We start from the raw sequence: 10,601 nt of genomic DNA on the forward strand, positions 1-10,601 counted from the left end.
CCTGGCTGGGATCGAAGGGCCACGCATTGTGCATCGGGAACACTTCGTCTCCAAGTCTGGCGCGGTCTTCGTGGGAGCTGGCTTGCCTGCGATGGCGGTGGATCAGCTCATGCATCAATGACTGAAACACCGCCATCGCAGGCAAGCCAGCTCCCACAGAGTTACTCACTTGCGGTCAGAGAGTGCTCGGCCTTACGGCTGCCAAACCGTTTTCTCCCCGCTCAACTTGCGGTCCAGAAACGTCGCCGCACTGATCAGCGCCAAATGGCTCAAGGCTTGCGGCGTATTGCCCAAGTGCCGTGCCTGGTTATCAAACTCCTCTGCATACAACCCCAGCGGATTGGCGTAGCGCAGCAACTGTTCAAATTCCAGGTGCGCCTTCTCCACTTGCCCGGCCCGGGCCAGGCATTCCACGTACCAGAACGAACACGCCGCAAACGCGCCTTCGGTGCCTTGCAGGCCGTCAATCTGGCTGTCGTCGTTGCGGTAGCGGTACACCATGCCGTCACGCACCAGGCTTTTCTGGATCGCTTCCAGGGTCGATAACCAACGCGGATCCGTCGCCGCGACGAAGCGCACCAGCGGCATCAACAGCATCGAACCGTCCAGCGCCGTGCTGCCGATATACTGCACAAAATGCCCGCGCTCTTCGTTCCAGAAGTTGCTCCAGATGTCCGCGTAGATCGCCTGGCGGGTTTGGTCCCAGCGGGCAAACGGCGCCGGCAGCGAACGCTTGGACGCCAGTCGAATCGCCCGGTCCAGGGCCACCCAGCACATCAGCCGTGAATGCAGGAAGTGATGCTGCTCGCCGCGCATTTCCCAGATGCCGACGTCTTTGTGGTTCCAGGTTTCGCAGACCTGGTCGGCCACTTCCACGGTGTGTCTCCAGCCCTCGTGGGAGATGGCTTCGCCGTATTTGTTGACCAGGTACACCGCGTCCATCAGCTCGCCATAGATATCCAGTTGCAGCTGGTTGTAAGCCTCGTTGCCGATGCGCACCGGTTGCGCGCCGCCATGGCCGCTGAGGTGGGTCAGTTCGGTTTCCGGAAGCTCCTGGCGACCGTCGATGCCATACAGAATATTGATTTTCATCGGCTGGTCGCAGCAGTCACCGACGCGGCCTTTCAACCAGCGCATGTAGCCGTTGGCTTCCTCGATAAACCCCAGGCGCATAAAGGCGTAGACGGTAAATGAGGCATCGCGGATCCAGGTGTAGCGGTAGTCCCAGTTGCGCTCGCCGCCGGGTGTTTCCGGCAGGCCGAACGTTGCGGCGGCGACGATTGCGCCGTGTTTTCGCGAGGTCAGAAGCTTAAGGGCAAGGGCCGAGCGGTTGACCATTTCGCGCCAGCGCCCACGGTAGTTGGACTGGGCGATCCAGCCGCGCCAGAATTTCAGGGTGCGGTCCAGGTACAGGTCGCTGCCCTCGTTTTTTACGCGGGGGTCGTCCGCCCCACCCAGGACAAATTCGGCACCTTCTTCCAGGCCCAGGTCGAAGGTGGCGACGGCGGCATCGCCGTCCAGTTGCATGGCGTGGCTGCCGATCAGGCGCAGGCCCGGTTGGCCAGCCGCTTCAAAGCACACGTCAGCGTCATCCAGCGTGGCTCGGGTAGGGGCACGGGCGTAGTCATGGCGCACGGCGCAACGCATATGGAAGGTGGCTTTGCCGCTGACCACCCGCACCCGGCGAATCAGCAGGGGCAGGTCGTCGATGTTTTCACTGATGGTCAAAAAGTCGGTGACTTCCACCACCGCCTCGTTGCTCAACCAGCGGGTTTGCAGCACGTTGGTGTCGGGCAGGTAGATCTGCTCTCGGCGGGCGTCGGGCAGGTCCGGCGTGAGCTGGAATATCCCGGCCGCTGGGGAGTCCAGCAGCGAGCAAAAAATCGACGGGCTGTCGAACTCCGGCCAGCAGAAAAAATCGATGCTGCCTTTGTCGTTCACCAGCGCCGCACTGCGCATGTCGCCAATGATGCCGTGGGCGTCGATGGCACTTTGTGGTTCGTTTTTCAGATCAACCATTGCCGCGAAACTCCGGATAAAGGCTCATGCCGCCATCAATGAACAGCGTGCTGCCCACCACGTAGTCGGAGGCATCACTGGCTAGCCACACCACCGCATTGGCCACGTCTTCGACGTCGCCCACGCGGCCATAGGGAATCAACTTGAGTAGCTCCACCTCGGCCGCGCCTTCGGTGGCGGCGCGGTTGATGGCAGTGCGAATCGCGCCGGGTGCAACGCCGTTGATACGGATGCGCTGCTGGCTGACTTCCTGGGCGAGGGTGCGCATCAGCATCTCGACGCCGCCCTTGGATGCGGCGTAATTCACATGCCCGGCCCAGGGGATCAGCTGATGCACCGAGCTCATGTGGATGATCTTGCCGGCGGCCCGGGACACCCCTTCGCGAATGCCCTGGCGATTGAAGATGCGCAACGCGGCGCGGGCGCAGAGGAACTGGCCGGTGAGGTTGACGCCGATTACCGCGTTCCAGTCCTCAAGGGTCATGTCGACGGCGGCGGCGTCTTTTTGCATGCCCGAGTTTGCCACCAGGATGTCCAGGTGCCCGAACGCCTCGAGGGTTTGTGCAAACAGCCGCTCGACATCGGCTTCTTTCGACACGTCGGCGCCAATCGCGATCGCCCGGCCGCCGTTGGCATTGATCTGTGCCGCCAACGCTTGTGCCGGCGCCGCCTGGGCGTTGTAGTTCAGCACCACGGCGGCGCCGGCCTCGGCCAAGGCCTTGGCAGCCCCTGCACCGATCCCGGAACTGGCGCCGGTGACCAGCGCTACTTGTTGCTCCAACGAAATGCGCATTGCCCACCCAACCTTTCTCAAAGAGCCCAATTAGCTGACTGATGGCGTGGGCCACAAGTTCACCGGCTGTCTTGAATGCGACGATGGCTGTCTATATCTATCGTTTTCGCCACGGGGCTTTTCGCTAGAATCAACCCTTGATTGATCCGAGCCTTTTGCCGATGAACAGCCAACCCCGCCCATGGCTTGAAGCCTACGCCGATAATTACCGCAATGACGACGTGGTGCATCCCCATTGCCATGCCCAGGCGCAGTTGATCCATGGGGTGTCCGGGGTGATGGTGGTCAGCACCGCCCAGGGCAGTTGGCTGGTGCCGTCCGGGCATGCGCTGTGGGTGCCGGCCGGCACCCCGCACGAAATCCGCATGGCCGGCGAAGTGCACATGCGTACGCTGTTCCTGATGCCCGAGGCCGAGCCGGGGTTGGGCCGCACCTGCCAGGTGATCGAAGTGTCGGCGTTGCTGCGCGAGTTGATTGTCGCGGCCACGCAGATTGCCGGGCACAACAGCCCGCGCCTGCAGGCAATGGTCGAGTTGATCCGCATGGAGTTGCTTGCCGCGCCAGTGGTGGCGATGCACGTGCCGGTGCCCGGCGAGGCGCGGTTGGCGAGGTTATGCACGCACTTCATCCGCAACCCTTCCGACGACAGCAGCCTGGAATCCTGGGCCGACAGCCTGAACATGAGCGCCCGTACCCTGAGCCGGGTGTTCCAGCGCGAGCTGGGCATGAGCTTCGGCGAATGGCGCAAACGCGCCAGGCTGGCCCTGAGCTTGAAGTCGCTGGCCCAGGGCGTGTCGATCCTGGAGGTGGCACTGGAGCACGGTTATCAGAGCCCGAGTGCGTTCAGTGCGATGTTTCGTCGCTCGCTGGGCTATCCACCCAGTCATTTTCGCCCGGGGGCTTAGTGTTGCGTCAGGTAACGCAATTGTCCGTTTAGCGACGATACATGGCCCTGACGCTGGCGAATCGGACAGGCCACCTGCCTAACCTGCAAGGCTCCTTCTTGAGCGAGCCTTGTGATGCACAGCCCTTCTTTTCATCCATGGATGCCCATCGCCCTGTTAAGCGTGCTGGCCGGGTGCAGTGGCGTGTCCGGCCAGCCATCCACCGTCACGGCGCAGCCCGCCCCGCGGCTCACGGCCGAATCCGCCGAGGCGTTGCCCGCCCGTTGGTGGCAGTTGTACCGCGACCCGCAGCTGGATGCGCTGGTGGCGCGGGCCCTGCGCCAGAACAAAGACCTTGCAGCCGCCGCGGCCCATGTCGATGCCTTGCTGGCGCGGCTGGAACAGGCAGACGGCGAGCGCCTGCCGGCCACGTCCCTGGACTACGGCCTGGCCTACGGTCGCAGCCGTGACGACCAGACCCTGGCCCAGGCCACCCGCAGTCATGCCGGTGCGCAATGGAGCCACACGCCTGAATTTTCCCTGAGCTACACCCTCGACCTGTGGGGTGAGGTGCGTTATCGCATTGCCGCAGCGCGCGCGGATGCCCAAGTGGCGCGGGCGCTGGAAGACGAGTTGCGGGTGACGGTGGCCGCGCAGACCGCCCGCGCTTACGCCCAGGCCTGCGTGTATGGGTTGCAGCAGCAGGTGCAAGCGCACTCGGTGCAGGTGCTGGAGCAAAGCGTGGCGCTCACGCACAAGCTGCAACAGGCCGGCGCGGCGACGGAGCTGGACCTGAGCCGCCTGCAAGGCCTGTTGGAAGAAACCCGTGCGCCCTTGCCGATGTTTGCGGCCCGGCGCAGCAGCGCGCTGTATGAGCTGGCCGTGCTCAGTGGTTTGCCGCCGGAGCAGGTCACCCCACGCAGCTGTGCCCAAGGCCCGCAGTTGCAAGCCCCGCTGCCGGTGGGCGAGGGCTGGGCGCTGGTGCAGCGCCGGCCAGACATCCGTCGCGCCGAGGGGCAGCTGCGCGCCGCCAATTCCACGGTGGGGCTGTCGCGGGCCGAGCTTTACCCACGGATTACCTTCGGCGCGATGCTTGGTTCGTCTGCCAGCAGCCTGGGCAAACTGGGGGACAGTTATGCAACGGTGTACTCCGTGGGGCCGCTGGTGTCCTGGCGCTTTCCCAACCGGCAAGTCGCCCAGGCGCACGTCAGGCAGAGCCAGGCCGAAGCCCGCCAGGCGTTGGCACAGTTTGACGGCACAGTGCTCACCGCGCTCAAGCAGGTTGAACAGGCCATGGCCTTGTACCAGGGCGAACAGCAGCGGCGCCAGGCGCTGGCCGCTGCCCTGGGCAGCAACCGCCATGCCTTTGACCTGGCCTCCCGTGGCTACCACGCCGGCGCGCTGGATGCGCTGCAACTGCTGGACAGTGAACGCAGCCTTGTAGGCCTTGAAGCCCGTGTGGCCGAGTCCGACCTGCGTTTGATCAACCGCCAGATCGACCTGTTCCAGGCCCTCGGTGGCGGCTGGCAGCGTGACGAACAAACCGCCCCCTTACCTATCGTTGCTGGAGCGAAGCCATGAACCAGGCTGTTGAACCCATTCGCCTGTCCGTTATGCAGCGCCATCGTCGCGCCCTGATAGCCACGGCCTCGCTCGCCACGCTGTTGGGGCTGGCAGCCTTTGCCGGGTATTGGTGGCAGTGGGGGCGCTTTCTTGAAGAAACCGACGACGCCTACGTGCGTGCCGACTGGGTCGCCATCAGCCCACGGATCGCCGGGTATGTGGCCCAGGTGCTGGTGGAGGATAACCAGCCGGTAAAGGCCGGTGACCTGTTGGTGCGTATCGACGACCGGGACTTTACCGAGCGGCTCAACAGCGCCCAGGCGCAATTGCAACAGGCGCAGGCGGCGGCGACGGCGCAACTGGCCTCGGTGCAAACCCTCGACGCACAAATGAGCGAGCAACGGCAACGTATTGCCCAGGCCCGCGCGGCCTTGAGCAGCGGCGAGGCCGAGGCCCGGCGCGCGGGGCTCGATTACCAGCGCTATCGTGAATTGGTCGCGCAACAGGTCGCCAGCGCCCAGCACCTGGAAACCGTCAGTGCCAGTAAGGCCCAGGCTCAGGCAGCGCTGGCACAAGCGAGCGCTCAGGTAGCGCGCCAGCAGGCACAGCTGCAGGTCGTGCAGGCGCGCCGTCAACAGGCACAGGCGCAAATCCTTGAACACCAGGCGCGCATCGGCGAAGCCCAGGCCAATCTGGCCCTGGCCCGCAACGCGCTGAAAGACACCGAGATCCGTGCGCCTTTCGATGGCGTGGTAGGCCAGCGCAAGGTCCGTCGCCAGCAATACGTGATGCCCGGCCTGCCGCTGCTGGCGGTGGTGCCGGTGGAGCAGGCCTATGTGATTGCCAACTACAAGGAAACCCAGTTGCAGCACATGTCGCCCGGGCAGTCGGTAGAAATCGCGGTGGACAGTTTTGCCGGTGCGCATTGGCGCGGCAAAGTGGAAAGCATCGCTCCCGGCTCCGGTGCGGTATTTGCGCTGTTGCCGCCAGACAACGCCACCGGCAACTTCACCAAGATCGTCCAGCGGTTCCCGGTGAAGATCCGCCTGGAGCCTGGTGAATCGCGGGTTTTGCCGGGCATGTCGGTCATCGCCACGGTCGATACCCGGCCCGGTAGCGCGCAGGAGCACGTCCATGGAGGTTGAAGGGCGTGTGCCGTTTCGCGCCTGGGTCGCGGTGATCGGTGGGCTGTTCGGCTGCTTCATGGCCGGGATGAACGTGCACGTCACCAGCGCGGCGCTGCCGGAAATCGAAGGCGCGCTGGGCGCAACGTTTGAGGAAGGCTCATGGATTTCCACGGCCTACCTGGTGGCGGAAATCATCATGATCCCCCTGACGGCCTGGCTGGTGCAGGTGTTCTCCCTGCGCCGCGTGATGCTGTGGGGCTCCGGGATATTTTTGGTGGCTTCGGTGGCGTGTTCGCTGTCGCCGAACCTGCAAGTGATGATTGTTATCCGGGTGGTTCAGGGCGCAGCCGGGGCGGTGCTGATCCCGTTGTCATTCCAACTGATCATCACTGAGCTGCCCGCCAGCAAGATCCCGCTGGGCATGGCGTTGTTCAGCCTGGCCAACAGCGTTGCCCAGGCGGCCGGGCCGTCGATTGGCGGCTGGCTGACCGACGCGTATTCCTGGCGCTGGATCTTCTACCTGCAACTGTTCCCGGGGGTCGCGCTGCTGGCGGCAGTGGCCTGGTCCATCGACCGCCAGCCGATGAACCTGAGCCTGCTGCGCCAGGGCGACTGGCTGGGTATCGGCTGCATGGTGCTGGGGCTGGGGGCGTTGCAGATTGTGCTGGAGGAGGGCGGGCGCAAGGACTGGTTTGGCTCGCCCTATATCGTGTGGATGACGCTGGTGGCGGTGGTGGGATTGATCGGCTTCGTTGCTCGTCAGTTATGGGGCAAGCATGCCTTTATCAACCTGCGACTGTTGGGGCACTACAACTTTGGCGTGGCCAGCGTGGCGATGTTTATCTTTGGCGCCAGCACCTACGGCCTGGTGTTTCTGGTGCCCAACTACCTGTCGCAATTGCAGCACTACAACGCCCGCGAAATCGGCGTGAGCCTGATTGCGTATGGGCTGGTGCAGCTGATCATGGCGCCGTTTCTACCGCGCCTGATGAAATGGGTCAGCGCCAAAATGCTGGTGGCGTCGGGGTTCGCGATCATGGCGTTGGGCTGCTGGATGGGCGCGCACCTGTCGGCAGACAGCGCCAGCAACGTGATCGTGCCCTCGATCGTGGTGCGCGGTATGGGCCAACCGTTGATCATGGTGGCGTTGTCGGTACTGGCGGTACATGGCCTGGCCAAGGCGCAGGCCGGGTCGGCCTCGGCGGTGTTCTCGATGTTGCGCAACCTGGGCGGTGCGGTGGGTACGGCGCTGCTGGCGCAATTGGTGGTGGTGCGTGAGCGCGTGCATTCGGCGCGCATTGGCGAGTCGGTGACGCTGTTCGACCCGGCCCTGCAGCAGCAACTGCCTGGTGGCGCAGTACTGCAGCAACAACTGCCGGAGCATCAAGTGGTGCTGAACCTGCTGGACCAGAGCATTCGCCATCAGGCGTTTTTAATGGCCTACAGCGATGCGTTCTTTCTGGCGTGTGTGGCGTTGGCCGCCTGTGCGGTGGCGGCGTTGCTGTTGCGGCGCACCTAGGCCGAGGGTTTCAAGCCACGCAGCAGCAACTCCAGCCCTTGCAAGGCTTCTTCCAGTCGCTCGCCCGGGTGTTCATCCTGGGCGATCCACAGCGATGCGCTCACCAGGCTGCCGTTGATCAGCCTCGCCAACGCCTGGCTGCAGGCTTGCTCGATAAGGCCCGCTTGCATCAGGTCATCAAGTAAGCTGCGCAGCGAATCCACACATTGCTGCTGGTCGGTTGCGCCCAAAACCGCCGGGGCATCCTGCAGCACAATGCGCTGGATCTCGGCATCCTGGGCCATGCGCAAATAGGCCCGGCAACGTTCGCAGAAGCCGTCCCAGGGGGTGTCGGCCTGTTCGGAGATACGGTGCAGGCTCGCGTCCATTTCACCGTCGAGCTGGGCAACCACCGCCGCCAGCAAGCCCTTTTTGTCGCCAAAATGATGGTACAACGCACCCCGGGTCAGGCCGGCGCGAGCGGTAAAATCGTCCATCGATGTCTGGGCGTAGCCGTGTGTGGCGAAGGCCTGGCGGGCGCTGGCGATCAGGCGGGCGCGGGTGTCTTCAATCATCTCGGCACGGGCTCGGCTCATGGGTAAGGCTCACAATAGGTGATTGACATACGGCGCGTATGTTACGCATGATTTGTCACATACGCACCGTATGTATTTTGCCCCGAAACTTGTGAATAGCAAGTTTCGGGGCGCTCAGGAAGAGGTTACACACCATGGCGAACCCCTACGCCGAGCTATTCCAGGCGCCTGGTTCCAGGGCTTTTGTATGGGCGGGCATGCTCGCCCGCATGCCGATCTCCATGACCGGGATCGGCTTGATCACTATGCTGTCGCAAGTGCATGGTGGTTATGGACTGGCCGGTGCGGTGACGGCCACCTTCGCGCTGGCCACGGCGTTCTGTGCGCCCCAGGTTTCGCGATTGGTGGACCGTTATGGCCAGGGGCGGGTGTTGCCGGTTGCGGCGTCCATCGGCGGCGGTGCGCTGTTGCTGTTGTTGCTCTGTACCCGCATGCAGGCGCCGAGCTGGACGCTGTTCATCTTCGCCGCCCTGGCCGGGTGCATGCCCAACATGTCGGCCATGGTGCGGGCACGCTGGACCGCGCTGTATCGCGGCCAGCCCAAGTTGCAAACCGCGTTTGCCCTGGAGTCGGTGCTTGATGAGGTGGTGTTCATTGTGGGCCCGCCGGTCTCGGTGGGCTTGTGCGTGCTGTTGTTCCCCGAAGCGGGGCCGTTGATTGCCGCGCTGTTCCTGGCGGTGGGTGTGACCGCGTTCGTGCTGCAACGCCAGACCGAACCGCCGGTGCATGAACACCACGCAGAGCATGGCCGGTGGCTGATCGCTTCGCCCTCGGTGTTGATCCTGATGGTGCTGTTGATGGCCATGGGCATCATCGTCGGCGTGGTGGACGTGGTCAGCGTCGCCTTCGCCCAGCATCAGGGCCAGCCGGCTGCCGCGAGCATTGTGTTGTCGGTGTATGCCATCGGCTCGTGCCTGGCCGGGCTGGCGTTTGGTGCCCTGAAATTGAAATCCCCGTTGCCTCGCCAGTTCCTGTACTGCGGCGTGGCGACGGCGATCACTACGCTGCCGTTGTTGCTGGTGACGAACATTCCCGGGTTGGCGGCAGCAATTTTCATCTCCGGCCTGTTCTTCGCCCCGACATTGATCGTGTCCATGGCCCTGGTGGAACAAATCGTCCCGCCGAGCCGCCTGACCGAAGGTATGACCTGGCTGATCACCGGCCTGAGCATCGGCGTGGCCATCGGCGCTGCCAGCTCGGGCTGGATGATCGACCACTTCGGCGCACCCAGCGGGTTCTGGGTGGCGCTGGCGGCGGGGGCGGTGGTGCTGGGGGCGGCGCTGTCGGGGTATCGGCGGTTGGGGTGATTACCCTGTCACCAGTGCGCCGCGATGTTGCAGGAATTCGTTCAGCGCTTGCCGCGTGAGATCGTTCAACGTCACTTTTTGCCGGGCTGCCGCGAGGGCAGCGGCCAAGTGGAGGTCATGGCCGACACGGACGTTGAACGAACCCTTGCAGGGCTTTTCCGGTGTTTGCCCAAGGGCCTGGCAGGTCTCGATGTAGTCGTTTACGGCGTGGCAAAAAGCCGTGTCCAACTCGGCGACGGTTTTTCCCTCGTAGCTGACCAGCGCCTTGATGAAAAGCAGCTTCCCGAACAGGCAGTTGTCTTCGATGCTGGCTTCGATGGAGCCGATGTAGCCTTTGTGTTTCAGCTGGTTGTTCACTGAATCAGTTCTCCTGATTTCAATTGTTCGATGACCTGGCGCCGAATGTAGTGTTTCAGTTCGTTGCCGGGGTGAGGCTTGTGCAGGTTGATCATTGCACTGGGGTCGCCCTTGTCGAACCTGACCCGGCTACCCGCCCCTTCGATTTGCGTGTAGCCCAGGCGCCGCAGCAGCGTGACGAGTTCGGACCAGGTAAAGGCCGATTGCTCATTGAACAGTTTGGCCAGCAGCTTTTCATTTTTCGACACGGCGATCCTTGCCTGTAACTAAATGTAGTTGCAAATGATGGGTTGCGTCAATGATAGGACAGCCTCGCCGAGCGACGCGGTGTTTGATGTAACCCTTGATGACACCGTGGTCTGCGCCCCCAATCCCCCGCTAATTTTTCCCCTCCGGATTCGTTTTATAGGGACGACGTGCCTTTGTGCTTCCTGCCTATTGCCCCGGATCCCAAGAA

10 protein-coding genes are annotated in these 10,601 nt (G+C 63.4%); 5 read left to right on the forward strand and 5 right to left on the reverse strand.

What is annotated here, in order from left to right; all coding sequences use genetic code 11:
* Positions 1-192: 192 nt before the first annotated feature.
* Both ACZRN6_RS19570 and ACZRN6_RS19575 read right to left on the reverse strand, forming a co-directional pair.
* Positions 193-2,019, reverse strand: a complete 1,827-nt coding sequence (locus ACZRN6_RS19570; RefSeq protein ID WP_464008579.1) for a glycoside hydrolase family 15 protein — start codon at positions 2,017-2,019, stop codon at positions 193-195.
* Positions 2,012-2,812, reverse strand: a complete 801-nt coding sequence (locus ACZRN6_RS19575) for an SDR family oxidoreductase (RefSeq protein ID WP_322146240.1) — start codon at positions 2,810-2,812, stop codon at positions 2,012-2,014. Before ACZRN6_RS19575 ends, ACZRN6_RS19570 begins: the two co-directional genes overlap by 8 nt.
* A gap of 161 nt (positions 2,813-2,973) precedes the next feature.
* Here ACZRN6_RS19575 and ACZRN6_RS19580 point away from each other — a divergent pair, with 161 nt between their 5' ends.
* The 4 genes from ACZRN6_RS19580 (at position 2,974) to ACZRN6_RS19595 (ending at position 7,905) form a co-directional block, all read left to right on the forward strand.
* Positions 2,974-3,717 (forward strand): AraC family transcriptional regulator, encoded by a 744-nt coding sequence (locus ACZRN6_RS19580; RefSeq protein WP_322146239.1) that lies wholly within the window; start codon positions 2,974-2,976, stop codon positions 3,715-3,717.
* Positions 3,718-3,831: 114 nt separating this feature from the next.
* Positions 3,832-5,277 (forward strand): efflux transporter outer membrane subunit, encoded by a 1,446-nt coding sequence (locus ACZRN6_RS19585; protein ID WP_464008580.1) that lies wholly within the window; start codon positions 3,832-3,834, stop codon positions 5,275-5,277.
* The gene (locus ACZRN6_RS19590) at positions 5,274-6,404 is read left to right on the forward strand and encodes an HlyD family secretion protein (protein WP_322146237.1); all 1,131 of its coding nucleotides are present in this window, start codon (positions 5,274-5,276) and stop codon (positions 6,402-6,404) included. The genes ACZRN6_RS19585 and ACZRN6_RS19590 overlap by 4 nt, the downstream gene beginning before the upstream one ends.
* A complete protein-coding gene (locus tag ACZRN6_RS19595) occupies positions 6,394-7,905 on the forward strand; it encodes an MDR family MFS transporter (protein ID WP_464008581.1) in 1,512 nt (503 codons plus the stop codon). Before ACZRN6_RS19590 ends, ACZRN6_RS19595 begins: the two co-directional genes overlap by 11 nt.
* Here ACZRN6_RS19595 and ACZRN6_RS19600 read toward each other — a convergent pair.
* The gene (locus ACZRN6_RS19600) at positions 7,902-8,480 is read right to left on the reverse strand and encodes a TetR/AcrR family transcriptional regulator (RefSeq protein ID WP_322146235.1); all 579 of its coding nucleotides are present in this window, start codon (positions 8,478-8,480) and stop codon (positions 7,902-7,904) included. The two genes, ACZRN6_RS19595 and ACZRN6_RS19600, sit on opposite strands and share 4 nt — an antisense overlap.
* A 134-nt stretch (positions 8,481-8,614) precedes the next feature.
* Between ACZRN6_RS19600 and ACZRN6_RS19605 the strand changes: the two genes are divergently transcribed.
* Positions 8,615-9,787 carry an MFS transporter gene (locus ACZRN6_RS19605; RefSeq protein WP_322146234.1) on the forward strand — a complete coding sequence of 391 codons (1,173 nt, stop codon included), beginning with the start codon at positions 8,615-8,617 and terminating at the stop codon, positions 9,785-9,787.
* On the opposite strand, the gene ACZRN6_RS19610 is transcribed toward ACZRN6_RS19605, so the two are convergent.
* Together ACZRN6_RS19610 and ACZRN6_RS19615 are read right to left on the reverse strand one after the other, a co-directional pair.
* Positions 9,788-10,144, reverse strand: coding sequence for a type II toxin-antitoxin system HicB family antitoxin (locus ACZRN6_RS19610; protein WP_322146233.1), 357 nt, complete (start codon positions 10,142-10,144; stop codon positions 9,788-9,790).
* Positions 10,141-10,392: a type II toxin-antitoxin system HicA family toxin gene (locus tag ACZRN6_RS19615; RefSeq protein WP_464008582.1), complete on the reverse strand. Its 252-nt coding sequence runs from the start codon at positions 10,390-10,392 to the stop codon at positions 10,141-10,143. Before ACZRN6_RS19615 ends, ACZRN6_RS19610 begins: the two co-directional genes overlap by 4 nt.
* Between the last annotated feature and the right edge of the window lie 209 nt (positions 10,393-10,601).

The sequence above is a fragment of the Pseudomonas sp. A125 genome, assembly GCF_055409485.1.